Raw genomic sequence first — 25197 nt, 5'->3', positions numbered from 1 at the left:
GTTGGTGCGCTATGGCCGGGAGTGGTGCCACCGGACGCCTCGGGAGCCGCGACGGCCACCCCAGATACGCCCGCTATGGCGCTGCCGATGCCCAGGGCCACCGCCAAGGCGCCTACCCGACCGACAAACCGTGCTGCACTCATCGTGCGGTCCCCCGTCCCGCCTGCCCAAGCCATCGGCAATTTCGCAGACAGATCAAAGATTGGGGCACAAAGCCGCCGGAGCCTTCAGTGGCGAACTACTTAACTTTCGACAGCAAATCCTGACCAGTTGAGCACGATCTCCTCCAGCGGCAGCCGCTCCCGTGGCCGGCCGTCGCGCTCGGCGATCTCCGGGGCCACCCGCGCGTAGTCGCCGAGCGTGCCGACCGCGACCACCGCGAGCGCGCGCACCCCGTCCGGCAGTTCGAACGCCGCCCGGGCACCGTCAACGTCGAAGCCGGCCATCGGATGTGCGATCAGGCCACGGGCCACCGCCTCGACCGACAGATTCGCGATCGCCGCACCCGCATCCACCGCGGAGTAGAGGGCCGTGCGATCGTCTTCGCCCTGGTCAGCACAGACCAGGATCAGCGCGCTCGCGGCGTGGGCGTAGCTGTTGCCGCGGCGCAACAGACCGGCGATGGTGGTGAACGTCTCGTCTGTCCTGGCGCCGACGACATACCGCACCGGCTGCCGGTGCCCCCAGGTCGCGGCCCAGCGAGCCGCCTCCAACAGCGCGATCAGCTCCTCGGAGGTGAGCGTCGCGTCGGGGTCGAACGCGCGCGGACTCCACCGGTCGGCGATCGGCGGGTGAATCGGCACCGCGGTCAGGGCGTGACGGTCGCGGGGTTGGTCGGTCACGGCCGCGACGTTACCGCCGATCGGGGCGGGAAAAGCAGGTGCTTCGACCCCTTATCCTTAGAGCCGACATCCGATCGAAAGGGAAGACAGTGGCGCTCGTCGTGCAGAAGTACGGCGGATCCTCGGTATCTGACGCCGACCGGATCCGGCGCGTCGCCGAGCGCATCGTCGAAACCAAGAAGGCGGGCAACGACGTCGTCGTTGTCGTCTCCGCCATGGGTGACACCACCGACGAACTGCTCGACCTGGCCAAACAGGTCTGCCCCGCGCCGCCGCCGCGCGAGCTCGACATGCTGCTGACCGCCGGTGAGCGCATCTCCAACGCGCTCGTCGCGATGGCCATCGAGTCACTCGGCGCCGAGGCGCGCAGCTTCACCGGTTCGCAGGCCGGCGTCGTCACCACCGGCACCCACGGCAACGCCAAGATCATCGATGTCACTCCGACCCGGTTGCGCTCGGCGCTCGACGAGGGCCAGATCGTCCTGGTGGCCGGCTTCCAGGGGGTCAGCCAGGACACCAAGGACGTCACCACCCTGGGCCGTGGCGGCTCGGACACCACTGCCGTGGCGCTGGCCGCCGCGCTGCACGCCGACGTGTGCGAGATCTACACCGACGTCGACGGGATCTTCACCGCCGATCCGCGCATCGTGCCCAATGCGCACCGCCTGGACACCGTCAGCTTCGAGGAGATGCTCGAGATGGCGGCCTGCGGGGCCAAGGTGCTCATGCTTCGCTGTGTGGAATACGCCCGCCGCTACAACGTTCCGATTCACGTCCGGTCGTCGTACACCGACAAGCCCGGCACGATCGTCACAGGATCTATCGAGGACATCCCCATGGAAGACGCCATCCTGACCGGAGTTGCTCACGACCGCAGCGAGGCCAAGGTCACCGTCGTCGGCCTGCCCGACGTACCCGGTTACGCGGCAATGGTGTTCCGCGCCGTCGCCGACGCCGACGTCAACATCGACATGGTGTTGCAGAACATCTCCAAGGTCGAGGACGGCAAGACCGACATCACCTTCACCTGTCCCCGCGACCTCGGCCCGACCGCGGTCGAGAAGCTCTCTGCGCTGCAGAACGAGATCGGGTTCACCAAGGTGCTCTACGACGACCACATCGGCAAGGTGTCGCTGGTCGGTGCCGGCATGCGCAGCCACCCTGGTGTGACCGCGACCTTCTGCGAGACGCTGGCCCGAGTCGGGGTGAACATCGAGCTGATCTCCACCTCCGAGATCCGTATCTCCGTGCTGGTCAAGGACACTGAGTTGGACAAGGCGGTCGCCGCGCTACACGAGGCGTTCGGCCTCGGCGGTGAGGAAGAGGCCGTCGTGTACGCCGGGACGGGGCGGTAGGCATGGTCAATATCGGAGTGGTCGGCGCGACCGGCCAGGTCGGCCAGGTGATGCGCACCCTGCTGGAGGAGCGCGACTTCCCGGTGACCAGCGTGCGGTTCTTCGCCTCGGCCCGTTCGGCCGGCAAGAAGCTGCCGTTCCGCGGTCAGGAGATCGAGGTCGAGGATTCCGAGACGGCCGACCCCTCGGGCCTGGACATCGCGTTGTTCTCGGCGGGCGCGACGATGTCGCGGGTGCAGGCACCGCGGTTCGCTGCCGCCGGTGTGGTCGTCATCGACAACTCGTCGGCCTGGCGCAAGGATCCCGAGGTTCCGCTGGTGGTCTCGGAGGTCAACTTCGAGCGTGACGGGCGCAATCGTCCGAAAGGCATTATCGCCAACCCGAACTGCACCACGATGGCCGCGATGCCGGTGCTCAAGGTGCTGCACGACGAGGCACAGCTCGTGCGGATGATCGCGTCGACCTATCAGGCGGTGTCGGGCAGCGGGCTGGCCGGCGTCGACGAGCTGGCCACCCAGGCCCGTGCGGTGATCTCCGGTGTCGTGGAACTGGTGCACGACGGGTCGGCGCTGGATTTCCCGGCCCCGGTGAAATACGTTGCGCCCATTGCCTTCAACGTGGTTCCGCTGGCGGGCTCGCTGGTCGACGACGGCTCGGGGGAGACCGACGAGGATCAGAAGCTGCGCAACGAGTCTCGCAAGATCCTCGGCATCCCCGATCTCGCGGTGTCCGGGACCTGCGTGCGGGTACCGGTATTCACTGGGCACTCGCTGTCGATCAATGCCGAATTCGCCCAGCCGATTTCGCCTGCGCGGGCGGCCGAGCTGCTCGAAGGTGCACCCGGTGTGAAGCTGGTGGATGTGCCCACGCCGCTGGCCGCCGCCGGTGTGGACGAGACGCTGGTCGGCCGGATCCGTCAGGATCCCGGCGTGCCGGGCGGTCGCGGGCTCGCACTGTTCCTCTCGGGTGACAACCTGCGAAAAGGCGCCGCACTCAACACCATTCAGATCGCCGAGCTGCTGGCTGCTGAGCTCTGAGGGCTGATCCCCCTTGCGCCGAAACCGACATTTGGGCGCGAAAGTGCGAGTAGTATGCGCCATTTCGTCGATCTCGGCGTTGATGGTGAGCCCGACCGCAGTCGCTGACCCGCCCAACCCGGCACCCGATCCGATCCTGGCGCCGCTGGCCCCCGGTCAGGTGGTGCGGATCGGCCCGATCGCCGGCACCGGCACACCGACTCGTGACTACGGCGTCGGCGCCACCGATCTGTGCGAGTTCATGGAATTCCCAACCGAATTGCTGCAGATCTGTGGTGACAGCTTTGCCGGTCAGGGGGTCGGTTTCGGCGGCTGGTTCTCCCCGGTCGCGCTACGGGTCTCCGGCGACTCGGTCGACGATCCAGAGGGTGTGCGCTACACCGGAGTCACCGGCGTGGACAAGCCGCTGCTGGCCGACCCCGCACCGGCGGGCTCCTCGCAGCTGCCGGCCGGGGTGGTGTCGATCAATCGGCAGAACTATTTGCTGGTGACCACCACCAAGGACCTGGTGCCGCAGACCTCTCGGTTGGTGAAAGCCCAAGCCGGACAGGGTGGTTGGCCGACCGTCGCCGGTTCGCAGCGCCCCGCGGCCTACGCGGGCGGACGCCAGACCCAGATCAGCGGCTACTACGATCCCATCCCTACACCGGACTCGCAGTCCGGCTGGGTGTACATCGTGGCCAACAACTTTGACCGGTCCGGCCCGGCGGTGTTGTACCGTGCCACGCCGCAGACGTTCACGGATCGTTCGCGATGGCAGGGCTGGGCGGACGGTCCCGGTGGTGGGTGGAACAAGACGCCGACGCCGTTGTGGCCAGACAAGATCGGCGAGATGAGCATGCGTGAAGTCGACGGCAAGCCGGTGCTGTCCTATTTCAATGCCAGCACCGGGAACATGGAGATCCGGGTGGCCTACGACCCGACCGGTTTGGGCACTGCCCCGGTGACGACGGTGGTACAGGCCGGCGCGTGGCCAGATCCGGTGGAAAGCCTGCCGCCACCCGATGACAACCGGCTGGCGCAGCCGTATGGCGGCTACATCTCGCCGGGTTCGACGCTTGACGAGGTGCGGGTGTTCATCAGTCAGTGGAACACCGCACCGCGCGACCGAGCCCCCTATCGCGTGCTGCAGTTCGCGGTGAACCCGTTCAAGCCGTGGGCGTAGGAGACTCCAAAAGATTCGCTCGTATCCGCACTGCTTGAATTTGAGCAACTCCCACGAGTAACACCGGCCACAACAATCCCGACGCCACGATCAGTGCAATGCGGATCCGGTCGCGGACTGCCTCACCTGCGTGAAATGCCTCGGAGAACACCCAGGCCAGGAACATGAACAACGGCATGCCGGTGGCATAGAGGTAGACCAGCACCGTTCACGCTCCTTACAAGCAACCCCTGAGACATCGTCGCAAAGTTCGCTGACGGTGTCTAGTGGGACTAGCCAAACGGGCGACCTGCCCGTCGGCGCAGGCGGGAGCCGTCTTTCATAGTCAACTCATAGGTGCGACCTAGCCCGCACTGGGCCGCGGGCTCGCATCATCGATTCATGACCGAAACACCCGAGCAGGCCGACGAGCCCGCAACCAGCCCCGTCGCGACGTTGCCGCCACCGCCGTATGTCGCTCCTGTTCCCGTTGCCCAACGACCCAACCGGCTCTACCAAGCTGCAGCCTGGGTCGCAATTGTCGCCGGGACGGTGTTCATCGTCGGGGCCGTGTTCTTCACCGGGTTCGCCCTTGGACGCCACAGTGGGGACGGTGGCTGGCACCACCGCTACGGCGGTGACGGAAACTCACAGCAATTTCACCACCGGGGCGGACCTGGAATGGGGCCAGGGATGGGACCGTGGGGTCCAATGGGTCCAATGGGTCCTGGCGGGCCCGGTGGTCCCAATGCCGGTCCCGGATTCGCACCGGGCGGCCCGGGTAACGCCGGCCCTGGCGCTACCGCCAGCCCAACACCGCGGCCTTAGCGGTCGCTCCGAGCCGCCCCGCGCCCTCACCCCCCGAAGGGCGCGGGGCTTTCGGCTGTGATGGGACCGCACTTGGCGGGTACACGCTCTTCGAACGCCCACAGCCGCAGAGAGGGGCACGAAAGATGACAGACAAGTACGCGACGACCGATGCCGGTGCACCGGTCCCGAGTTTCGAACACTCGCTGACCGTGGGGCCGGACGGTCCGATCCTGCTTCAGGACCATTTCCTGATCGAACAGATGGCGAACTTCAACCGGGAGCGCATCCCGGAACGTCAGCCTCATGCCAAGGGTGGCGGCGCGTTCGGTTCGTTCGAGGTGACGCAAGATGTCAGCCAATTCACCCGAGCAGCTTTTCTCCAGCCCGGCGCCAAAACCGAAATGGTCGCCCGGTTTTCCACCGTCGCCGGTGAGCGCGGCAGCCCAGACACCTGGCGAGACCCGCGGGGGTTCGCGCTGAAGTTCTACACCTCCGAAGGCAATTTCGACCTCGTCGGCAACAACACCCCGGTGTTCTTCGTGCGAGACCCGATGAAATTCCAGAACTTCATCCGCTCCCAGAAACGCCTGCAGGCATCCAACCTCCGCGATCACCACATGCAGTGGGACTTCTGGACGCTGTCGCCGGAATCTGCGCATCAGGTCACCTGGTTGATGGGAGACCGTGGCATCCCCAAGACCTGGCGCAACATGAACGGCTACTCCAGTCACACCTACAGCTGGATCAACGCCGCAGGCGAGCTGTTCTGGGTGAAGTATCACTTCAAAACGGACCAGGGCATCGAGTTCCTCACTCAAGAGGAAGGCGATCAGCTGGCCGGCAGCGACGGCGACTATCACCAGCGTGACCTGTACGAGGCAATCGAGGGCGGCAACTTCCCGAGTTGGACGCTGCACGTGCAGATCATGCCGTTCGAAGACGCCAAGACCTACCGGTTCAATCCGTTCGACCTGACCAAGGTGTGGCCGCACAGCGACTACCCGCTGCATGAAGTCGGCCGAATGACGTTGAACCGCAACGTCACCGACTATCACGCCGAGATCGAACAAGCCGCCTTCGAACCGAACAACCTGGTTCCCGGCACTGGTCTGAGCCCGGACAAGATGCTGCTGGCGCGCGGCTTCTCCTATAGCGACGCCCACCGGCACCGGCTCGGGGTCAACTACAAGCAGATCCCGGTCAACACACCCAAAGTCGAGGTGCGCAGTTACTCCAAAGATGGTGCGATGCGCATCCACAACGTCACCGACCCGGTGTATGCGCCGAATTCGATGGGCGGCCCGGAAGCCGATCCCGCGCGGGCGGCGGAGGCGCACTGGGTTTCCGACGGCGACATGGTCCGCTCGGCGTACGCGCTGCGGGCCGATGACGACGATTGGGGCCAGGCGGGGACGATGGTCCGCGAGGTGCTCGACGACGATGCCCGAGATCGTTTGGCACACAACATTATCGGACACGTCTCTCAGGGTGTGAAGGAGCCGGTGCTGTCTCGGGTGTTCGAGTACTGGCGCAACGTCGACCCCGACCTCGGTAAGAAGGTCGAGGAGGGTGTCCGCGGCAAGACCGAGTAGCGGCCGAAATCGACATGAGGGTTGTGATGGCTGAATTTTCACGACCTTCATGTCGAACTCGCGGCCTGGCATGATCGGTTCCATGAGCATCGAGGTCATCTACACCGCGGAATCGACGGCCAGCGGCGGGGGACGCGACGGACATGTGAAGTCTTCGGACGACCGGATAGATCTGGACACCCGCCCGCCCAAGGCCGCCGGTGGCAGCGGCGAGGGCACCAACCCCGAGCAGCTGTTCTCGGCAGGCTATGCGGCGTGCTTTCTGGGCGCGATCCAGGTGGTCGCTCGCACGGAGAAGATCGCGCTCGACGGTGCATCGGCCGTCACCGCGCAGGTCGGGTTCGGCAAGGACGCCGACGGCGGGTACGGCATCAACGCGCGTCTCATCGGATATCTCCCCGGACTGGAGCAGGGGCAGGCCGAGGAGCTGATGGGCAAGGCGCATCAGGTGTGCCCGTACTCGAAGGCCACCCGCGGCAATATCGACGTCACTCTGACCGCCAAGGTCTGACCCGATGCGAACCACTGTCGCGGCGGTGGCCGCGCTGGTCGCTGGTGTTTGCCTGGCCGCGCCGGCGCAGGCTCGTCCGTCCGATCCCGGTGTGGTGTCCTACGCCGTGCTGGGAAAGGGGTCGATCGGCAATATCGTCGGCGCTCCGATGACCTGGGAAGCGGTGAATACCGACCCGGCACAGACGTTCTGGGTCGACCTCCCGGTCTGCAACAACTGGGCCGACATCGGGCTTCCGGAGGTCTTCTTGGATCCCGACCTCGCGTCGTTCAACAGCGCTGTGACCCAGACGTCGGCGACCGACCAGAACCATCTGGTCAAGCAGGCCATCGGGGTATTCGCCACCACCGACGCGGCCACCCGCGCGTTCCATCGCGTCACTGACCGCACCGTCGGATGCGCCGGACAGACCACCGCCATGCACCTCGATGACGGGACCACGCAGGTCTGGTCGTTCGGTGGCGCTTCGCCGACAGCGAACGACGCGGTCTGGGTCAAACAGGAGGCTCTACCTGATGTCGCCGGCCCGGCGGCTCCGGTCACCGACCGGCGCTGCTTCACGCAAACCCGGCTGCGCGAGAACGTGCTGTTGCAGGCAAAGGTCTGCCAGTCCGGCAACGGCGGGCCCGCGGTGAATGTGCTCGCCGGCGCCATGCAGAACACATTGGGCCAATAGCCGTAACGAAGGGCCGGTTTGGGTACACGTCATCGACGTGTCAGCCGGGGATCGAGGAAATTTGTCGGTGCGGTCTGGAAGATGGAAGCCATGACGTTCGTCGTCACATCTGCGCCGGGTCGAGCACTCAGCGGCCCGGGGGCCGCGCAGCGCGTTCTGACCAGCTCATCGTCGGCCGCACTGCACATCGCCGGGGCTTCTCTGGAGCACGGCCCGATCGGCCGGGTCGGTCTGGAACTCGAGGCGCACTGCTTCGATCTGCACGATCCGCGGCGCCGGCCGGGCTGGTCGGAGCTCAACGACGTGATCGCGACGGTGGGTCCGCTGCCCGGCGGCAGTGCCGTCACCGTTGAACCCGGCGGTGCGGTCGAATTGTCCGGCCCGCCGGGCGATGGCCCGCTGGCCGCGATCGCCGCACTGGCCGCCGATCGCGAGGCCCTGCGTTCCGCCTTCGCCGAGGCCGGCCTCGGCCTGGCCCTGCTGGGCGCCGATCCGCTGCGCCGTCCGCACCGGGTCAACCCCGGAGCCCGCTACCAGGCCATGGAACGGTTCTTCACCGCGTCGCGCACCGGGCGGGCGGGCGCGGCGATGATGACGTCGACCGCCTCGATCCAGGTCAATCTGGATGCCGGTCCCCGAGACGGCTGGGCCGAGCGGGTGCGGCTGGCTCATGCCCTCGGCCCGACGATGATCGCGATCGCCGCCAACTCACCGCTGCTCGCCGGGCGGTTCACCGGCTGGGTTTCCAGCCGTCAGCGGGTATGGAGCCAGCTGGACTCGGCGCGCTGCGGACCGATCCTCGGCGCCAGCGGTGACGACCCGTGTACCGACTGGGCCCGCTACGCGCTCAAGGCGCCGGTGATGTTGGTGCACACCCCGGACGCGGTGGCGGTGACCGAGCACGTGCCGTTCGCCGACTGGGCCGACGGGTTGGTGCTGCTGGGCAATCGCCGGCCGACGACCGCCGACCTCGACTACCACCTGACCACGTTGTTCCCGCCCGTGCGCCCACGGCGCTGGCTGGAGATCCGCTACCTCGACAGCGTGCCCGACGAGCTGTTGCCGGCAGTGGTGTTCGTGATGGTGACGCTGCTCGACGATCCAGTCGCCGCCGAGCTGGCAGCCGAAGCCGTCGAGCCCGTCGCCACGGCCTGGGATCTGGCCGCCCGCATCGGCTTGGCCGACAACCGGCTCTACGAGGCCGCCAACCGCTGCGTGGCGGTGGCGGCAGACCGCGCGCCGGCGGAATTATTCGACTCGATGCAGCGGTTGGTGCAGAGCGTGGAGAGTGGCCGCTGCCCAGCCGACGATTTCGCCGACCAAGCCATTCGCAGTGGTATCGAGGGTGCCGTGCTGCAGATGGCAAGGGCGACAGCGTGATCGGGCGCGAGACACTGGCCCGCGACCTCGAGCGGGCGCGCCAGCGAACGTGGGCGCTCACCGACTTCGACGACGCCGAGCTGCATCGCCAGTACAACCCGCTGATGAGCCCGCTGGTCTGGGATCTCGCCCACATCGGGCAGCAGGAGGAGCTGTGGCTGTTGCGCGGCGGTGACCCGCACCGGCCGGGCATGTTGCCGGCCGACATCGAAGGCCTCTACGACGCGTTCGTGCACAGCCGGGCCAGCCGTGTCGACCTGCCCTTGCTCTCACCCGAGCAGTCACGTGCGTACTGCCGCAGTGTGCGCGCCGCCGCCCTCGACGTGCTGGACACCTTGCCGGACCGCGAGGACGACGCCGAGATCGCGTTCCGCTTCGGCCTGGTGATCAGTCACGAGAACCAGCACGACGAGACCATGCTGCAGGCGCTCAATCTGCGCATCGGGTCCCCGATCCTGGCCCAGCGGACCGCACTGCCGGGCGGGCGGCCCGGTGTGGCCGGCACCTCGGTGCTGGTGCCCGGCGGTCCGTTCGTCCTCGGTGTCGACGCCGCAACCGAACCGCTGTCGCTGGACAACGAGCGCCCCGCCCATGTGGTCGACGTGCCCGCCTTCCGGATCGGGCGGGTGCCGGTGACCAACGCCGAATGGCAGCACTTCGTCGATGACGGCGGCTACGCGCAGCAGCGCTGGTGGTCACCCCGCGGCTGGGAGCATCGGATCGCGGCGGATCTGAGCGCCCCGGAATTCTGGAATCGCGACGGCAGCCGAACAAGGTTCGGCCACCTCGAGGAGATCCCCGGCGACGAACCCGTTCAGCACGTCACGTTCTTCGAAGCCGAGGCCTACGCCGCGTGGGCGGGCGCGCGGTTGCCCACCGAGGTCGAGTGGGAGAAGGCCGCCGCCTGGGATCCCGGCGCCGGTGCGCGGCGGCGCTATCCCTGGGGTACCGACGAGCCGAGCCGGCAACTGGCCAATCTCGGTGGGGAGGCATTGCGGCCCGCACCCGTCGGCGCGTACCCCGCGGGAGCCTCGGCCTATGGCGCCGAACAGATGCTCGGTGACGTGTGGGAATGGACCACCTCGCCGCTGCGGCCGTGGCCCGGTTTCACGCCGATGATCTATCAGCGGTACTCAGAGCCGTTCTTCGACGGGGACTTTCGCGTGCTGCGCGGCGGCTCATGGGCGGTGGCCGCGGAGACGCTGCGCCCGAGTTTCCGCAACTGGGATCACCCGATCCGCCGGCAGATCTTCTCCGGCGTGCGCCTGGCTTGGGACGTCTGATGTGCCGCCATCTCGGCTGGCTGGGCGAGCCGGTATCGGTCGCCTCGCTGGTCCTCGATCCGCCGTGCGGCCTGCGGGTGCAGTCCTATGCACCGCGCAGGCAGAAGCACGGTCTGATCAACGCAGACGGGTGGGGCGTGGGGTTCTTCGACGCCGGCGGGCAGGAGCGAAGCGACCCGGGGATGGGGCCAGAGGTGCGGCGGTGGCGCAGCGCGTCGCCGCTGTGGGGGGACGTGTCCTTCGCCTCGGTGGCGCCGGCGCTGCGCAGTCGATGCGTGGTGGCCGCCGTGCGCTCAGCGACGGCAGGCATGCCCATCGAGGCCAGCGCGTCGGCGCCGTTCAGAGACGGCGGCTGGCTGCTGTCGCACAACGGGATCGTCGACCGCGGGGTATTGCCGGTCAGCCGGGTTGCCGAGTCGACCGTCGACAGCGCGGTCCTGGCTGCGCTGATCTTCGAGCGCGGTCTGGAGAACCTCGGCGACACGATCGTCGAGGTCGGTACTGCTGATCCGGGCGCACGTCTGAACATCCTGGCGGCCAATGGGTCTCGGTTGCTGGCCACCACGTGGGGCGACACCCTGTCTGTGCTCCGCCGGGCCGACGGTGTGGTGCTGGCCAGCGAACCGTACGACGACCATCCCGACTGGCAGGACATTCCCGACCGCCACCTCGTCGAGGTGAGCGGGGACGAGGTGTCGATCACGCCGCTGAAAGGACCTTCGTGACGTTCACACTGTCGAACTATCTGGCCGCCGACGCTGCCACCCAGGCGTTGCGCAACGATGTGCGCAACGGATTGACTCAAATGCCGAAGTCATTGCCGCCCAAGTGGTTCTACGATGCCATCGGTAGCGATCTGTTCGACCAGATCACTCGACTGCCCGAGTATTACCCGACCCGCGCCGAGGCGGCGATACTGCGCACCCAGTCGCCGGCGATCGCCGAAGCCAGTGGTGCCGACACGCTGGTCGAGCTCGGCAGCGGCACGTCGGAGAAGACCAGGCAGCTGCTGACCGCTCTGCGCGACAACGGATCTCTGCGGCGATTCGTGCCGTTCGACGTCGATTCGGGCGTGCTGGAGTCGGCGGGGGCGGCATTGGGAAGCGACTATCCCGGTCTCGAGATCGACGCCGTGTGCGGTGATTTCGAGGAACACCTGGCGAAGATCCCGGTGGGTGGGCGGCGGCTGTTCGTCTTCCTCGGTTCGACGATCGGCAACCTGACACCAGGCCCGCGCAAGCAGTTCCTGGCCACGCTGGCCGAGGTGCTCGATCCCGGGGACAGCCTGCTACTCGGCACCGACCTGGTCAAGGACGCAGGCAGGCTGGTTCGTGCCTACGACGACAGCGCGGGTGTCACCGCGCGGTTCAACCTCAACGTGCTGGCGGTCGTCAACCGCGAACTGGACGCGAACTTCGACCTCGACGCGTTCGAACACGTAGCGCGCTGGAACGCAGAGGAAGAACGTATCGAAATGTGGCTGCGGGCAACGACTCCGCAGCGCGTCGGGGTCGGCGCGCTCGGGCTGGAGGTCGACTTCGCGGCTGGTGAAGAGATGCTCACCGAGGTGTCCTGCAAGTTCCGTCCGGAAGTCGTCACACAGGAACTGGCCGAGGCGGGGCTGCGACGCACCCATTGGTGGACCGATCCGGCAGGCGACTTCGGTTTGTCGCTGGCGGTGAAGTGAGCGCACCCGAGACTCTGGCGCGAGACTGGCGCGACGCCAGGCTGCCCCCGGCGGGTGTGCATCTGGACAGCGCCGCGTGCTCGCGCCAGAGCCTGGCAGCCATCGAGGCGGCCGCTGCCCACGCTCGTCACGAGTCCGAGGTCGGCGGCTACGTCGCCGCGCAATCGGCCGCACCTGCGCTGGACGCCGGGCGAGCCGGAGTCGCGGCACTGACCGGAATGTCGCCGGACGACGTGGTTTTCACCACCGGTTCGGGGAACGCCCTGCAGCTGCTACTCGGCGTGTGGCCGATGGAGCGCACGGTCGCCTGCCTGCCCGGCGAGTACGGCCCGAACCTGGCCGCGTTCGAATCCGGCGGGTTCACCCGGCGCGCGTTGCCGGTCGACGGCCTCGGCCGGGTCGACCCTGATGCCGCGCGCATGGCGTTGGGTGACGATCCGCCGGCGATGGTCCACCTGACTGCGCTCGCCAGCCATCGCGGTGTCGTGCAACCTATCTCAGCGGTCGCGGCGGTCTGCCGCGAGCTCGGTGTGCCGCTCGTCGTCGACGCCGCCCAGGCCTTGGCCCACATCGACTGCGTGGCCGACGCCGACGCGGTCTACTCGTCTTCGCGCAAGTGGCTGGCCGGCCCGCGCGGGGTCGGTGTGTTGGCCGTGCGCCCGGCTCTGGCAGACCTCTTGCAATCTCCGGACTGGGCGGGCCCACTGTCTGCACTGCAGTGCCTGGAGTTCGGAGAAGCTAATATTGCTGCCCGACTGGGATTTTCGGTGGCCGTGGGGCAGCATTTGGCCGCGGGGCCGGAGGCGGTGCGTCAGCGCCTGGCGGAGCTCGGGCGGCTCACACGCACGCTGCTGGCCGACGCTCCCGGCTGGCGCGTGGTGGAGCCGGTCGATGAGCCCACCGCGATCACCACGTTGGCGCCGACCGACGGCGCCGACCCCGTACAGGTGCGGGCTCGGCTGATCGCCGAGCACGGCATCGTGACCACCGCGGCCGGCATCGAGCGGGCGCCCCTTGAGATGACGGCACCGGTGTTGCGGATTTCGCCGCACATCGACGCCTACACCGACGATATCGAGGCGCTCGCCACCGCGCTGCGCGCCCTGACCTGACGCGGCTCAGGCCAGAAACTCCTCAAGAGCGGCACGGATCTGCGGTGCGGCAGCGCCGTCGGCCAGCTCGATCAATGCGGCCTCGGCGGTCATGGCGACCCACAGTTGCGCATTCTCCAGCGGATGACGACGCCCCAAAGCGCCGAAGTCCGCTGCGCACTTCCCGGCAAAGTCGGCGTTGCGTCGGCCGATCTCCTGCGCTACAGCGGGTTCGGCGCGTGCCTCGAGCAGCAGCGCGCGGATTCCGCGCTGCTGCAGACACGTGTCGAGATAGACGCGCGCCCCGGTCGTCAATCGTTCGCGCCCCGGCCGAAGATCACCCATCGCCTGGTCGATCTGTTCGGCGATCCGGTCGTGGAACTCGCGGTGCAGGGCAAGAAGGTAGCTCGCCCGGTCGCCGAAGTGGTGAAAGAAACTGCCCTTCGACACCCCGGCTTCGTCGACCAGAAGGTTCACGCTCAGTCCGGTCAGCCCGGTGCGCTCGGCAAGGCGAAGCCCCGACTCGATCAGCTTGGTCCGGGTGGCCGCGGCCGCGGCCTTGCGGCTGACTGCCTGTTGTGGTGGCACGGATCTGACGATAGCATCTATTTGACCGACCGGCCGGTCAATGAAGGGACGAGCGATGCCAACAGCCAGAACCCGGGTGGGCCCGGTTGCGTACTCCGATGACGGCAGCGGGCCCGTCGTCGTCCTGTTGCATGCCGCGCTGCACGATCGCCGCGACTTCGACGCGATCAAGCCCCACCTCGTCCGCCACTATCGGGTGATCGCTGTCGACTGGCCGGGTCACGGCGAATCCCCGGAGCCCTCGTCGGCTCCGAGTGCGGCGCTGTATGCCGATGTCCTGCAAGACCTGGTGGTCGCGCTCGACCTCCCGTCGGCGGTGTTCATCGGGAGCTCCGTGGGCGGCTACTGCGCGTCGCGGCTGGCCATCACCGATCCCGCGCGAGTCGCCGGCCTGGTACTTGCCGACACCGGCGGATTCCTCGGCGGTCCGTTGGCGCGGGCCTACTGCCGGTTCCTCGGGACCCCCGCGGTGATGCGCCGGGTGCTGCCGCGTTTCGTCCGCAGTTATCTGAAGGCGCAGAGCGAGAACGACGATGCCGTCCTGCGCCGGGTCACCGACCGCGCCCGCACCGCCGAGGGAGTGGCGTTGACTGCCGCATTGTGGCGGAGCTTCGCGGCGCCGGAAGCCGATCTACGCAGGCAGGCCGCACGTATCACGGCGCCGACGCTGATCGTCTGGGGAGCCAAAGACACTGCGATACCACTACGATTCGGCCGGGCCACCCAGCGCGCCATCGCGGGCTCTCGACTGGAAGTGCTCGACAGCGGACACCTGCCGTTCTCGTCGCGGCCGGCGGAATTCCATGCCGTCGTCGCGCCGTTCCTCGGCGAGGTTCAGCCGTGTAGCTCGCGGTAGGCCTCGACGGCCCCCGAATGCAAGGGGATGAAGCCGGTTTGGATCATGGACGGGGTGTCGAGATATTGCAGTCCGCGGATATAGGGCGGAACCAGATGCTCGGCTTCGCTGGCCAGCGTGTCGACAGTCGCACTGACCAATTCAGTGGGAATGCCCTGCCGGCACAGCAGCAGATTGGCCACCCCGATCGAGCGGATGCCGGACGGTACGTAGCCACACGTCGGTACCGGTCGAAGAACATACGGGTAGCCGGACAACTCACTCATCCGTCGCGACAGCCCGCCGATGTCGAGGATCCGTAGCGGCCGTACCGCATCCAGTTCGGCGATCGCCGGGGTGGGAACGCCGCCCGACCACACCAGTGCCGCGATGCTGTTCTCGGCGAGGTGAGCCAGCGCGTCCCGGAGGCGATAGGCCACCGGCTCCATCCGGCCGTCGAGTCCGGCCGCCGTGAGCAGCACCCGGCTGGTCGCCGAGGCACCGGAGCCGTCTGGTCCGATCGAGACGCGGGCGCCCGCCAAGTCTGAAACATGCTGTACCGGAGTGGCATCGGGGACGATGACCTGAAGGTAGTTCTCGTACACCCGCGCCACCGCCGACGGGGCGGTCGGTAGCGGGCCGGTGGCGCGGTCGCGTTCGGCGACGTCGGCCAGCGCAAGGCCCATATCCACTGCGCCCGATCGCAGCAGCGCCAGGTTCTCCACACTGCCTGCAGTGGGCACGACCTTGACGTCGATGCCGGGATATTTGCGGTGCAGCTGTTCGGCGAGGATCTGAGAGAACGCCAGATACAAACCGCCCGGGTCGCCGGCGGCCAACCGGATGTGGCCGCTGGGCTCGGTTTTCAGGCAGCCGGTCGTCAGGGCCGCCGTACCGAGCAGGAAGGCGCGCCGAGTCAGTGTCGGGATGCTCACGATACCGCCTCGTCGGCGGCGGGCAGGCGGAAGCGCACCAGCAGACCACCTTCGGGCGCCTTCTCCAGCGCGATGGTGCCGCCATGGCCCGCGGTGATCTCCGCGGCGATGGCGAGTCCGAGACCTGTTCCGGCGATGTCCTTTTGGCCGCGCCAGAACCGGGTTGCGGCTTTGGACAGGTCGGCGTCGGCCAGCCCCCGCCCGTCATCACTCACGAGAAGCTCGACGTCCTCATCGGTGCGCGCCGCCGACACCGAGACGGTGGTGCCGTCACCCGCGTATCGCAAAGCGTTGTCGATCGCGATATCGAGCAGCTGTTCCACGTCGTGGCGGGCCAGTTGGACGACCGGGCCGGGAAGCTGAGAATGGTTCTGCAGCTGCTGGTCTCGCCGGTCGGCAACCGGCTGCCAGAACGTGACGCGCTCAGCGATCACGTCCGCGAGGTCGGTCGACTCGGTCACGGTGGACAGGCCCGCCTTGCGGGTGCCGGTGAGTTCCTCTGCGCGAGCCAGGCGCAGGAGTTGGTGCAGCAGGTTCTCCAAGCGGTCCAGTTCGGCGCTCATCGACCGGAAGGTCGCCTGGCCGGACTCCGTCACGCTTTCTTCGAGAGTGTCCGCGCGTAACCGGACTGCCGCCAATGGGTTTCGCAGCTGGTGTGATGCGTCGGCGACCAGTCGGCGTTGCCGCTCGAGGGAGGCCCGAACCGCTTGTGACATCGTGTTGAACGCGGCGGTGAAGTGGCGCAGCTCGGGCGGGCCGGCCATGTTGGCGGGCGGACCGGACACTCCTTCGGTCATCTCGGCAACGGCCTGCTCCAGACCGGTCAGCGGGCGCAGCACCCATCGGGTGAGCCCGCGGGCTACCAGCACCGCCAGCATGAGCAGTACCAGCGAACCGAGCGCTACCCACATCCAGGCGATCGCGACACCGCGTGCCGCGACTGAGGTGTCGACGGCGGCGACGACCGCACCGACCAGTTGCCCGTCGCGGCGCACGCCCGCTGTGGTCAAAACGTCGCCCTGGTCCCACGGCCAGATTCTGGTCCACCGGGACGTCGGTGCATCGACAAGGGCGTGGTCGGCCGCGGACCTGACGCCAGGATCTGATCCATCGAGTCCCTTGGCGGCCAGGGGTTTACCGTCGGCGTCGACGATCAGCACGCCCTCCCGGTACACCTCGTAGTAGCGGTCGACCACCTGTTGCAACGGAGCGCCCGCAACGGCGGCCTCGTCGGCCAGGGCGACCGCTTGTCGATCGCGTTCGGCAGCCAGGGTCGAGGTCCGGCGGTCTGCCACGCTCAGGGCCAGCGGTACAGCGAGGGCAAGAACCGCCATCAGCAACAGGACGACGAGGATGAGCCGGACGCGCAGGCCCACGTCAGGCGTCCAGCCGAAAACCGAAGCCGCGCACCGTGCGTAACGGAAGACCCGGGAGCTTGTTGCGAATCTGTCCGATGAAGAAGTCCAGTGACCGCGACCGGCCGACGACCGCGGTGCCCCACACCTGGAGCATGAGCTCTTCGCGACTGACGGCTTCCCCAAGGCGCCCAGCCAGATTGGCGACGATCTGGAACTCGGTCCGGGTCAGCGCTTGCTGTACCCCGGCGACGCTCACCTCCCTGCGGTCGCGGTCGATGGTCACCGGGCCTGCCATGACGGGACCTGCGGGATTGGCAGGCACGTCACCGGTCACCCGCCGGAGCCGCCGCATGACAGCCTCGATACGGGCCAGCAGCACCGCCTTCCGCACTGGTTTGACCAGATAGTCATCGGCGCCGGCCCGCAGGCCCAGCACCACCGCGCCGTCGCTGTCTCGCGCGGTCATGATGATGACCGGAACGGTGGACGCCCGCCGCAGGGTGCGCAGCACATCCAGCCCATCCATATCGGGCAGCCCAAGGTCCAGCAGCACCAGATCGCAGCCCTTGACCCGGTGCAGGGCATCGGCACCGCGACTGGTCCTGATGACTACCGTGCCGGCCTGGCCGAGGAGCTCGACCAGGGCCGATGCGACCCCGTCGTCGTCTTCGACCAACAGGACCTGCATGTCAGCTTCTTACGCCGGCGACGCGCGCATGGAATGTTTCTCGTTGCATGGCCCCGTCCCTCCGCCGCCTCTCAATGCCATTCATGATGAGGCGACCGTCACCAGTTGAGAATAGATAGTGTCCGATCGACCAGCATTCCTTGCACGATTCGCAGATTCGTTTGGTCGCTATCCGAACAGCTGTCCGATAGCGTGTCGCTCCACCAGATTCTTCAGCCGTGCGTTCATGGCGCACAGGTATTGCCAACGGCGAAGTTCCCAGATCGCCAGCACTGCGAGCAGCATGGCCACGATCCAGTGATATCCCGGGGGGTGAGTCAGAATCGCCCACCCGGCGACGATCGAGAAGAAGGTCGCCCAGATCAGTAGCCTCCCATCGGATTGGTGATGGCGCCTGATCCAGTTCCGCCACTGATCGACATCGAATTGAGCCGGCAATTCAGCCGCGCGGAAGGCCCAGTCGTACTGCAGAATCGCATCGATCGTGTCGGCGTTGGCACGGAGACGTGGATCGCCGAACGCCAGCGCGGTCATGGCGATCCCGGTGACGGTCGCGATCACTGTCGCCCACCCGAGATGAGCTGCCCTGGAGTCGCTGTAGACGACGGAATCCAGGTCGGCCACGAGCAAGACGACGAAGGCCATCGCAGTGCCCACCACAGCAGTCATGGTGATCCGCCCAGCCATTGGGGTCTCGGCGTTGGACCGCCAGCGCCGCTCTTCGGCCGGCACAGTGGGTTTCGCGGGTGTCGCGGCCTCTCGACGCTGCCGGATGGCGAGTTCCAGCTGCCTGATCCGCGTGGTCCGCTTGTGCACTGCAACGAAAACCCAGATGATGCCGAGCCCGAACACCCACAGAAGGAGCACCCGGTGCGGTGACCGGCTCGAGTCGGCCGACAGCGCGCCGAATCCGAGGTAGGCGGTGGCGAACCAGGGTGTCAGTGCGGCGCCAACGCGACTTCGGATCAGCCGTCGCCGCCAATCTGCCAGCTCGATCTCGTCGGGCAGATTGCCGGTCCGCAACGCCGTATCCAACAGCGGGCACCTCACCGAGTCGCCGATCACGGTGACTGTCGCACCGACAAGACAAGCACCCCAGATGATTTCGGCGGTTCGGCTGCCGTCATCCAGTGAGTTGAGATTCGACAGTAGTGCACCATAGGTGAGCCATGCGGCGATCAGCAGCAGAGCGCGTATTCCGGAGGGTATCCGAATCCAGATGTTCACCCTCCGCACCCGCCGCCACAGCCACCACCACCGCAGCCTCCGCCTCCGCAGCCGCCACTGTCACTGGAACATCCTGTGCCAGAGGTAAGCTCGGTGCCGGCCGCGAATATGCCCAGCGAGGCTGCGCCCCATACCTGCCGGCGGTTGCGGTCGATGGCGAGGTTCGCGATCGCGTTTCGGCCGCGCTCCTCGACGCTGCTGTTGCGATTCCGGACCGCGCGCCTCACCGTGACCACCAGGAATGCCGAGGCCACCGCGAGGACGAGTGCGAACACAACCCCTGTGACAACCGATCCGTTCATGATGCTGACTCCTCTCTCAACGTTTGGCTAGCTGTTTGGATAGCGCCGTCTCGATAGCCGAGACCCGAACGAGGTCAATGCCCCACGGCTGATCCACGCCGACGCGATGGTCGATATCCCAAAGGACACAACACTCATCGGTTTTGGCAACCAGCGACCACGCGACCACCGTGCGGCCGAGCTGTTCACACGCCGAGTCGGTCGCGCCCGGGATATCGATCGGCGTCGCGCCTTCGGGATGGTGATGCAGGTATCGGCCGTAGGCCCTGTCGCAGAACGCGGAATACATGGCGGTGCAGAGGATGAATCCGTGCCAGGCCTCGTCGACGGCACGCGAGGGCATCCCGATCATCCGCCGCTGCCCGAGCGCCGGGCCGCAGCAGCGCAGCCACTGCCGCAGCCCCGTCTCGATAAGCTCCCTGGGCTGCCACGGGCAGGTCTTGAACACCGCCTCGGGCAGCTCGAGTGCCGCCAGCGCGGCGTCCACCCGTGCCATCCGGCGGTCCTGTCGCCTAGCCACCGCAACCACCGCAACCACCGCAACCTCCGCACCCGCCGCACCCGCCGCCGGAGTGGTCGTACGCGTGGTTGTTTGCGTCCAATTGGGCGTGGACCGCCGCCACCGCCTGATACACCCCGGCGACGGGGACTGCCGCCATGAGGGCCAGGTCGCGCAGCTTGTCGGCGTGCTCCTCGAGTTCGTCCGTGCCCAGTAACGGCAGTTCGCACAGCACGGTCAGCAGACCCAGCGTCAATGCGCGGGGATCTGCGGGCCGATTGGCGACGGCATTGCGGACCGCCTGAATCGCGCGGTCCGCGAGTGCGGCAACCGAAGGCTCATCAGACACCCCGGCGCAGCGGGTCGGGATGACGCCGAGCCTCCACCGTCGTTGAGGCCGGACCCAGCCGTGGTGCTCCAGATGGCGACGCACCATTCCACTGGTGTCTTGGAAGCTCGATGCGACCAGAAGAGACCACGGTTTCGGATCGTCGTCGTCGATTGCCTCGACGGTGGCTCGTAAAACCGGATCGACGGGTAACCGGTCACAAGCCAGGCGAGCCGTGCCGTCGACGTCCCGAAGATGGCCGCTGCCGAGCAGTTCGGTGAGGGTGGCGCCGCGCAGGGCGTGGCCCAGCAGCCAGAGCTTGCCATAGTCGAATCGGCGCCGCTTGCGGTCGTAGGCCAGCAGGTAAAGCTGTCCGTAGAGGGTGTGCGGTAGGTCCATGGCCGATCATGGGGACACCGGCGTCGGCTACGGAAGTGGCGTGAGCTGGATTGCGCTATTCCCTAGCGCAATCCACAGATTCAGCTCTCTTTATGCGCGCTGAGCAGGAACGCGGGCATCTTCACCCGGCCCTTCTCGTCCACATCGGCAGGGGTCGGCGCGCCGGGAATTTCCGGCATGTGTGCGTGAATCTTGGCCGGCCGGATGTCGTCGATCACGAAGTGGCGGGACACCGCGGCCCGCAGCTCGTCCTCGTCGACTTCGTTGGGCTTGGTCTCCACATCCGGCGGGAAGGCGCCCTTGGCGAACACCAGTACGTACAGATGGGCGCCGGGCGCGGCAGCTCGGTGAATCGACTCCAGGTAGGCGTCCCGGCGGTCGACGGGCAGCGAGTGGAAGAGCGTGCTGTCGACGATCGTGGAAAACCGCTCGTCGTAGCCGGTGAAGGAGGTGATGTCGGCGCATACGTACGTCGCATTGCTCAGGCCTCGTTCGCGCGCGGCCTCGCTCGCGGCGGCGATGGCGGTGGGAGACAGGTCGATGCCCACGACGGTGCTGCCCGCAGCCGCGAGCGCCAATGAGAGTTCGGCGTGCCCGCAGCCGGCGTCGAGCACATCGCCGGTGAGCCTTCCGTCCCGCATCAGCGCGGCCAGCTCGGGTTGTGGCTCACCGATGTTCCATGGTGGCGGGCCGTCGAATCCGCCTTCTTGTTTGTAGACGCTGTCCCAATCCATCACCTCAGAATCCATGGCCCCCAACCTACTCCGCGGTGATGTCGTCCCAGGTGTGGACGGGTTCGTTGCTGTGCATCAGGTCGCAGTATCGGCGCAGCATCTCGGCCAGCGCCTGCGGGCGCGTCATGCCCCGACGCTGCAGCGCCTGTACGGTCGCGACCTGCCATGCCGAGCCGTTGCGACCGGTCTTGGCACGTCCTTCGATCACCCCGAGGTAGCGGTCGCGCACCTCTGCGGCCACCCCCCAGCGGCGCAGGCCTTCGTCGGCCATCGGCAGCAGGGTGCGCAACACGAGCTCGTCGGGGGTGATTTCACCCAGGCCGGGCCAATACAGCCGGGCCTCCATCCCGTGGCGTGCTGCCTCGATGAAGTTGTCATGTGCGGCAGTGAAACTCATCTTCGTCCACAGCGGGCGGTCCTCTTCGGACAGGACCCTCAGCGCGCCGTAGTAGAACGCCGAATTGGCCATCATGTCGACGACCGTCGGCCCGGCGGGCAATACCCGGTTCTCCACGCGTAGGTGTGGACGGCCGTTCACGACGTCGTACACCGGCCGGTTCCAGCGGTACACCGTGCCGTTGTGCAGCCGGAGTTCGGGGAGGTGCGGAGTACGGCCGGCAGCAAGCTCGGCCACCGGGTCTTCGTCGGACAGCTCGGGCAGCAGCGACGGAAAGTACCGGACGTTCTCTTCGAACAGGTCGAAAATCGAAGTGATCCAGCGCTCCCCGAACCACACTCGGGGCCGCACCCCCTGCGCCTTGAGCTCGTCGGGGCGCGTGTCGGTGGCCTGCGCGAACAGCTCGATACGCGTCTCCGCCCACAGCTGGTGGCCGAAGAAATAGGGCGAGTTCGCGCCGAGGGCCAGTTGCGGGGCGGCCAGCACCTGCGCGGCATTCCAGTTGGCCGCGAAGTCGGCCGGCGACACCTGCAGGTGCAATTGCATACTGGTACAGGCAGATTCGGGCGCGATCGACTCGGAGTGCAGACTCAGCCGTTCTGGTCCGGTGATGTCGATGAGGATGTCCTCGCCGCGCGCGGTGAAGATCGAGTCGTTGAGCGCCTGGTAGCGCAGGGACGGGCTCATCCAGCTGCCGGCCAGGTGCTGCGGCATCAGCGTCGGCAGGATACCGATCATCACGATGTGTGCATCATCGGTGTTGGCCTTGATCTCGGCGGCATTCAGACTGGCGCGGATCTCGGCCTCCAGCTCCAGCGCGGTCCGTCCGGGCAGCGGGCGCGGCGGGACATTGAATTCGATGTTGTAGGCGCCTAATTCGGTCTGGTAGGCCGGATCGGCGATGGCCGCGAGAACCTCCTGGTTGGACATCGCCGGCTGGTAGTCATCGGTGACCAGGTTGCACTCGATCTCCATGCCGGTCAATGGCCGGTCGAACTCGAAACTGGACTGCGCCAGCATGGTTTCGAACACATCCAGACACAGCTGAACCTTGCGCCGGTACTGCTGCCGATGCGCCCGGTCGAAGTTCGCGTGCTTGACCTCTTCCCCCACGGGGTCGATGCAACCCGGTCAGAGGATGTTGCGCAAGAGAATCGCAGAGATCAGGCGCGCCGCCGGGCCAGCAGCACCTGCCGATCGAACGGGTTGGTGCTGACGTCGACGTCGAGACCGGCGTATGCGCCCAACGCCCGCAGCGCCGAAGGGCTGTACGAACGCAGCGAACTGATCAAGCCGTCGTGGGCGAAGGGCCACCACACCAGCGGCGCCATCACCGCCAGCTTGGCGATGTGCAGCAGCGACGGCATCCGCGGCAAGTCGATGACCAGCATCCGGCCGGCCACCCGGCTGCCCTCGGCAAGGACCTGGGCGGCCTGTGCCGGCGAAAGATGGTGGAACGACAGCGCGAAGACAACAAGGTCGTACGCGCCGTCCGGGGCGTCGATCGCGGTTGCGTCCATCAGGCCGACGCTCGCGCGGGGATGGTCACCCAGGTCTGAGGCGGCCATCGCCACCACGGACTCGGCATTGATGTCGGTGACGGTGAGGTGGGCGGTGGGATGTTGTTCGAGCACTTTGCGCGACAGCGCGCCATGGCCCGCGCCGAGTTCGAGGATCTTGGGGTCGGCGATGTCGGCGACCTCGCGCAGCACCAGTTCGGCGTTGCGGTCGTGCTCGTGGAAGACAGTGCCGATCCGGTCGAGCGCCGTCACGATGCCGCGCTTGACCTCGTCGTCGATGTCGTCGCGGTCGAGGTATTCGAGGCGGTCGGTCTCCAGCAGGCGATCCAGCCAGGAGGCATCCGGACCGCCTCGGGGCATGTCGGCGATGTCAGTGATCTGATCTGCCATGTAGGCCATCATGGACGAAGGGCTGCCGGGTTGGCAGCGTCGCACGTCAGAGGAGCACCGTTGGCTGACTTCGTCGCCTCGATCGACCAGGGCACCACCAGCACCCGCTGCATGATCTTCGATCACAAGGGCACCGAGGTCGGCCGGCACCAGCTCGAACACGAGCAGATACTGCCGCAGTCGGGGTGGGTCGAGCACAACCCGGTCGAAATCTGGGAGCGCACCCAGACGGTCGTGATGTCGGCGCTCAATACCACCAAGCTGGCTGCCGGTGACCTTGCCGCGTTGGGCATCACGAATCAGCGGGAGACCACCTTGGTGTGGAACCGCAAGACCGGCAGGCCGTACTACAACGCGATCGTCTGGCAGGACACCCGCACCGACCGCATCGCGGCCGCGCTGGATCGTGACGGTCGAGGCGACATCATCCGGCGCAAAGCCGGATTACCGCCGGCCACCTACTTCTCCGGCGGCAAGCTGCAGTGGATCCTGGAAAACGTCGACGGGGTGCGCGCCGATGCCGAACACGGGGACGCCCTGTTCGGCACGCCTGATAGCTGGGTGCTGTGGAATCTGACCGGGGGACCGAACGGTGGCGTGCACGTCACCGACGTGACCAACGCCAGCCGCACCATGCTGATGAATCTGGAGACGCTGGACTGGGACGACGAACTGTTGGGGCTCTTCGGGATTCCGCGTGCGATGCTGCCCGAGATCCGGCCGTCGTCGTCGCCGGAGCCCTACGGGATGACCCACCCCGGCGGTCCGGCGGGCGGCGAGGTGCCGCTGACGGCGAGCCTCGGCGATCAGCAGGCCGCGATGGTGGGGCAGGTGTGCCTGGCCCCCGGCGAGGCCAAGAACACCTACGGCACCGGCAACTTCCTGCTGCTCAACACCGGCGAGAAGATCGTGCGAAGCGAAAACGGGCTATTGACCACGGTGTGCTACCAGTTCGGTGACGCCAAACCCGTTTATGCCCTTGAGGGTTCGATCGCAGTGACCGGTTCGGCCGTGCAATGGCTGCGCGATCAGCTGGGTATCATCAGCGGCGCGTCGCAGAGTGAGACGCTGGCCGCGCAGGTCGCCGACAACGGCGGGGTGTACTTTGTGCCGGCGTTCTCGGGCCTGTTCGCGCCGTATTGGCGCTCGGATGCGCGCGGGGCGATCGTCGGGCTGTCCCGTTACAACTCGAATGCGCATGTGGCGCGGGCGACGCTGGAGGCGATCTGCTATCAGAGCCGTGACGTTGTCGATGCGATGGAAGCCGATTCCGGTGTGCACCTTGAGGTTTTGAAGGTCGACGGTGGCGTCACCCAGAACGAGCTGTGCATGCAGATCCAGGCCGACGTGCTCGGGGTGGACGTGGTGCGCCCGGTGGTCGCCGAGACAACGGCACTCGGGGCGGCCTACGCCGCCGGGTTGGCGGTCGGATTCTGGGCGGATCCCGATGACCTGCGGGCAAATTGGCAAGAGGACCGGCGATGGTCGCCGGCGTGGAATGACGAACAGCGTGCGGCGGGCTACGCCGGCTGGCGCAAAGCTGTGCAGCGCACGCTGGATTGGGTCGAGGTCTGACGACTTGGGCGCGG

General features: G+C 67.1%; 26 protein-coding genes. 14 read left to right on the top strand and 12 right to left on the bottom strand.

Features of this window, described 5'->3' with window-relative positions; genetic code table 11:
* Positions 1-242 precede the first annotated feature (242 nt).
* Entirely contained in the window at positions 243-842 is a 600-nt protein-coding gene (locus tag HPC46_RS22640; protein ID WP_179474094.1) for a nitroreductase family protein, read from the bottom strand.
* 89 nt (positions 843-931) lie between these two features.
* Between HPC46_RS22640 and HPC46_RS22635 the strand changes: the two genes are divergently transcribed.
* The 3 genes from HPC46_RS22635 (at position 932) to HPC46_RS22625 (ending at position 4399) form a co-directional block, all read left to right on the top strand.
* Complete coding sequence (locus HPC46_RS22635) at positions 932-2197, top strand: aspartate kinase (RefSeq protein ID WP_179474092.1); 1266 nt, start codon at positions 932-934, stop codon at positions 2195-2197.
* A 2-nt stretch (positions 2198-2199) separates the two neighbouring features.
* Positions 2200-3234: an aspartate-semialdehyde dehydrogenase gene (locus tag HPC46_RS22630; protein WP_179474090.1), complete on the top strand. Its 1035-nt coding sequence runs from the start codon at positions 2200-2202 to the stop codon at positions 3232-3234.
* A gap of 82 nt (positions 3235-3316) precedes the next feature.
* Positions 3317-4399, top strand: a complete 1083-nt coding sequence (locus HPC46_RS22625; RefSeq protein WP_179474088.1) for a DUF4185 domain-containing protein — start codon at positions 3317-3319, stop codon at positions 4397-4399.
* On the opposite strand, the gene HPC46_RS22620 is transcribed toward HPC46_RS22625, so the two are convergent.
* Positions 4383-4604 carry a hypothetical protein gene (locus tag HPC46_RS22620; RefSeq protein WP_179474085.1) on the bottom strand — a complete coding sequence of 74 codons (222 nt, stop codon included), beginning with the start codon at positions 4602-4604 and terminating at the stop codon, positions 4383-4385. The genes HPC46_RS22625 and HPC46_RS22620 overlap by 17 nt on opposite strands.
* Positions 4605-4780: 176 nt before the next feature.
* On the opposite strand from HPC46_RS22620, the gene HPC46_RS22615 reads away from it, so the two are divergent.
* From HPC46_RS22615 to egtE, 9 genes are all read left to right on the top strand, one after another.
* On the top strand, positions 4781-5206 hold the full coding sequence (locus HPC46_RS22615; protein ID WP_179474083.1) for a hypothetical protein: 426 nt from the start codon (positions 4781-4783) through the stop codon (positions 5204-5206).
* Positions 5207-5331: 125 nt separating this feature from the next.
* A complete protein-coding gene (locus HPC46_RS22610; protein ID WP_179474082.1) occupies positions 5332-6780 on the top strand; it encodes a catalase in 1449 nt (482 codons plus the stop codon).
* Between the two features lie 82 nt (positions 6781-6862).
* Positions 6863-7291: an organic hydroperoxide resistance protein gene (locus HPC46_RS22605; RefSeq protein WP_179474080.1), complete on the top strand. Its 429-nt coding sequence runs from the start codon at positions 6863-6865 to the stop codon at positions 7289-7291.
* Positions 7292-7295: 4 nt separating this feature from the next.
* A complete protein-coding gene (locus HPC46_RS22600) occupies positions 7296-7967 on the top strand; it encodes a sensor domain-containing protein (protein WP_179474078.1) in 672 nt (223 codons plus the stop codon).
* Positions 7968-8057: 90 nt separating this feature from the next.
* Positions 8058-9347 (top strand): ergothioneine biosynthesis glutamate--cysteine ligase EgtA, encoded by a 1290-nt coding sequence (gene egtA, locus HPC46_RS22595; protein WP_179474076.1) that lies wholly within the window; start codon positions 8058-8060, stop codon positions 9345-9347.
* Positions 9344-10630 carry an ergothioneine biosynthesis protein EgtB gene (gene egtB, locus HPC46_RS22590; protein WP_179474074.1) on the top strand — a complete coding sequence of 429 codons (1287 nt, stop codon included), beginning with the start codon at positions 9344-9346 and terminating at the stop codon, positions 10628-10630. Before egtA ends, egtB begins: the two co-directional genes overlap by 4 nt.
* Positions 10630-11355, top strand: coding sequence for an ergothioneine biosynthesis protein EgtC (egtC, locus tag HPC46_RS22585; protein WP_179474072.1), 726 nt, complete (start codon positions 10630-10632; stop codon positions 11353-11355). The genes egtB and egtC overlap by 1 nt, the downstream gene beginning before the upstream one ends.
* Complete coding sequence (egtD, locus tag HPC46_RS22580; protein WP_179474069.1) at positions 11352-12317, top strand: L-histidine N(alpha)-methyltransferase; 966 nt, start codon at positions 11352-11354, stop codon at positions 12315-12317. Before egtC ends, egtD begins: the two co-directional genes overlap by 4 nt.
* Positions 12314-13429 (top strand): ergothioneine biosynthesis PLP-dependent enzyme EgtE, encoded by a 1116-nt coding sequence (egtE, locus tag HPC46_RS22575; protein ID WP_179474067.1) that lies wholly within the window; start codon positions 12314-12316, stop codon positions 13427-13429. The genes egtD and egtE overlap by 4 nt, the downstream gene beginning before the upstream one ends.
* A 6-nt stretch (positions 13430-13435) precedes the next feature.
* Here the strand turns inward: egtE and HPC46_RS22570 are convergent, their stop codons facing one another.
* The gene (locus HPC46_RS22570) at positions 13436-13996 is read right to left on the bottom strand and encodes a TetR/AcrR family transcriptional regulator (protein WP_179474065.1); all 561 of its coding nucleotides are present in this window, start codon (positions 13994-13996) and stop codon (positions 13436-13438) included.
* 55 nt (positions 13997-14051) lie between these two features.
* On the opposite strand from HPC46_RS22570, the gene HPC46_RS22565 reads away from it, so the two are divergent.
* Complete coding sequence (locus tag HPC46_RS22565) at positions 14052-14852, top strand: alpha/beta fold hydrolase (RefSeq protein WP_179474063.1); 801 nt, start codon at positions 14052-14054, stop codon at positions 14850-14852.
* On the opposite strand, the gene HPC46_RS22560 is transcribed toward HPC46_RS22565, so the two are convergent.
* The 9 genes from HPC46_RS22560 to HPC46_RS22520 all read right to left on the bottom strand — a co-directional run bounded on the left by HPC46_RS22560 (position 14831) and on the right by HPC46_RS22520 (position 23617).
* Positions 14831-15766 (bottom strand): TAXI family TRAP transporter solute-binding subunit, encoded by a 936-nt coding sequence (locus HPC46_RS22560; RefSeq protein WP_179474061.1) that lies wholly within the window; start codon positions 15764-15766, stop codon positions 14831-14833. The two genes, HPC46_RS22565 and HPC46_RS22560, sit on opposite strands and share 22 nt — an antisense overlap.
* The gene (locus HPC46_RS22555) at positions 15763-17142 is read right to left on the bottom strand and encodes a HAMP domain-containing sensor histidine kinase (protein WP_179474059.1); all 1380 of its coding nucleotides are present in this window, start codon (positions 17140-17142) and stop codon (positions 15763-15765) included. Before HPC46_RS22555 ends, HPC46_RS22560 begins: the two co-directional genes overlap by 4 nt.
* Before the next feature lies 1 nt (position 17143).
* A complete protein-coding gene (locus HPC46_RS22550; RefSeq protein ID WP_179474057.1) occupies positions 17144-17812 on the bottom strand; it encodes a response regulator transcription factor in 669 nt (222 codons plus the stop codon).
* Positions 17813-17980: 168 nt separating this feature from the next.
* On the bottom strand, positions 17981-19039 hold the full coding sequence (locus tag HPC46_RS22545) for a hypothetical protein (RefSeq protein ID WP_179474055.1): 1059 nt from the start codon (positions 19037-19039) through the stop codon (positions 17981-17983).
* Between the two features lie 318 nt (positions 19040-19357).
* Positions 19358-19837 carry a UCP032817 domain-containing protein gene (locus HPC46_RS22540; protein ID WP_179474053.1) on the bottom strand — a complete coding sequence of 160 codons (480 nt, stop codon included), beginning with the start codon at positions 19835-19837 and terminating at the stop codon, positions 19358-19360.
* A 16-nt stretch (positions 19838-19853) separates the two neighbouring features.
* Entirely contained in the window at positions 19854-20567 is a 714-nt protein-coding gene (locus HPC46_RS22535) for a GOLPH3/VPS74 family protein (RefSeq protein ID WP_179474051.1), read from the bottom strand.
* Positions 20568-20647: 80 nt separating this feature from the next.
* On the bottom strand, positions 20648-21316 hold the full coding sequence (locus HPC46_RS22530; RefSeq protein WP_179474049.1) for a class I SAM-dependent methyltransferase: 669 nt from the start codon (positions 21314-21316) through the stop codon (positions 20648-20650).
* Between the two features lie 10 nt (positions 21317-21326).
* Positions 21327-22811 carry a glutamate-cysteine ligase family protein gene (locus HPC46_RS22525; RefSeq protein ID WP_179474047.1) on the bottom strand — a complete coding sequence of 495 codons (1485 nt, stop codon included), beginning with the start codon at positions 22809-22811 and terminating at the stop codon, positions 21327-21329.
* Between the two features lie 50 nt (positions 22812-22861).
* Entirely contained in the window at positions 22862-23617 is a 756-nt protein-coding gene (locus HPC46_RS22520) for a class I SAM-dependent methyltransferase (RefSeq protein WP_179474159.1), read from the bottom strand.
* Between the two features lie 51 nt (positions 23618-23668).
* On the opposite strand from HPC46_RS22520, the gene glpK reads away from it, so the two are divergent.
* A complete protein-coding gene (glpK, locus tag HPC46_RS22515; RefSeq protein ID WP_005138542.1) occupies positions 23669-25183 on the top strand; it encodes a glycerol kinase GlpK in 1515 nt (504 codons plus the stop codon).
* Positions 25184-25197: the final 14 nt, after the last annotated feature.

It is taken from the genome of Mycolicibacterium vinylchloridicum (assembly GCF_013404075.1).
Classification (GTDB): Bacteria; Actinomycetota; Actinomycetes; order Mycobacteriales; family Mycobacteriaceae; genus Mycobacterium; species Mycobacterium vinylchloridicum.
The sequence above is the reverse complement of the archived record's forward strand: the minus strand, read 5'-3'. Positions and strand labels throughout refer to the sequence as shown.

Bases quoted from the DNA above. Each gene is read 5' to 3' on its own strand.
- egtC (WP_179474072.1), top strand. From the start codon at position 10,630: ATGTGCCGCCATCTCGGCTGGCTGGGCGAGCCGGTATCGGTCGCCTCG.
- HPC46_RS22625 (WP_179474088.1), top strand. From the start codon at position 3,317: ATGGTGAGCCCGACCGCAGTCGCTGACCCGCCCAACCCGGCACCCGAT.
- HPC46_RS22565 (WP_179474063.1), top strand. From the start codon at position 14,052: ATGCCAACAGCCAGAACCCGGGTGGGCCCGGTTGCGTACTCCGATGAC.
- HPC46_RS22615 (WP_179474083.1), top strand. From the start codon at position 4,781: ATGACCGAAACACCCGAGCAGGCCGACGAGCCCGCAACCAGCCCCGTC.
- HPC46_RS22605 (WP_179474080.1), top strand. From the start codon at position 6,863: ATGAGCATCGAGGTCATCTACACCGCGGAATCGACGGCCAGCGGCGGG.
- HPC46_RS22610 (WP_179474082.1), top strand. From the start codon at position 5,332: ATGACAGACAAGTACGCGACGACCGATGCCGGTGCACCGGTCCCGAGT.
- egtA (WP_179474076.1), top strand. From the start codon at position 8,058: ATGACGTTCGTCGTCACATCTGCGCCGGGTCGAGCACTCAGCGGCCCG.
- HPC46_RS22630 (WP_179474090.1), top strand. From the start codon at position 2,200: ATGGTCAATATCGGAGTGGTCGGCGCGACCGGCCAGGTCGGCCAGGTG.
- HPC46_RS22600 (WP_179474078.1), top strand. From the start codon at position 7,296: ATGCGAACCACTGTCGCGGCGGTGGCCGCGCTGGTCGCTGGTGTTTGC.
- HPC46_RS22520 (WP_179474159.1), bottom strand. From the start codon at position 23,617: ATGGCCTACATGGCAGATCAGATCACTGACATCGCCGACATGCCCCGA.
- HPC46_RS22530 (WP_179474049.1), bottom strand. From the start codon at position 21,316: ATGGATTCTGAGGTGATGGATTGGGACAGCGTCTACAAACAAGAAGGC.
- HPC46_RS22535 (WP_179474051.1), bottom strand. From the start codon at position 20,567: ATGGACCTACCGCACACCCTCTACGGACAGCTTTACCTGCTGGCCTAC.
- HPC46_RS22550 (WP_179474057.1), bottom strand. From the start codon at position 17,812: ATGCAGGTCCTGTTGGTCGAAGACGACGACGGGGTCGCATCGGCCCTG.
- HPC46_RS22540 (WP_179474053.1), bottom strand. From the start codon at position 19,837: ATGGCACGGGTGGACGCCGCGCTGGCGGCACTCGAGCTGCCCGAGGCG.